This is a genomic window from Tamlana crocina (assembly GCF_012037625.1).
On sequence record NZ_JAAVJS010000438.1, the window covers coordinates 1 to 375 of the forward strand.

The 375-nt window shown below is 42.9% G+C and carries 1 protein-coding gene; it reads left to right on the top strand.

Translation table 11 applies throughout. The annotated features are described in order from the left end of the window. Positions 1-27 precede the first annotated feature (27 nt). On the top strand, positions 28-375 hold a 348-nt coding region (locus HC176_RS17480), incomplete at its 3' end, for a substrate-binding domain-containing protein (protein WP_209309793.1).

The following is a 375-nucleotide window of genomic DNA, read 5'->3' on the forward strand; positions in this document are numbered from 1 at the left end:
GAACTTCAACTCTAACAAAAACAGATCATGAAAAAACTCATTTTATTAACAGCAATAACAGTTTCCCTGGCTTCCTGCGGAAATAACAAAAAAGAGAGTAGTACTGCGATCACAATTGATGGCTCCAGTACAGTTTACCCAATTACTGAAGCAATCGCAGAAGAATACAGGGCAGAAGATCCGGATGTTGACGTGACCATAGGTGTTTCAGGTACCGGAGGCGGATTTCAGAAGTTTGGAAGGGGAGAAGTAGCGATCACAAATGCTTCCAGGCCTATTAAAGAAGATGAAAGAGCCATTGCCGAATCCAACGGAATTTCTTTCGTTGAACTGGAAGTAGCCTACGATGGACTTGCTGTAGTGGTGCATCCTGAT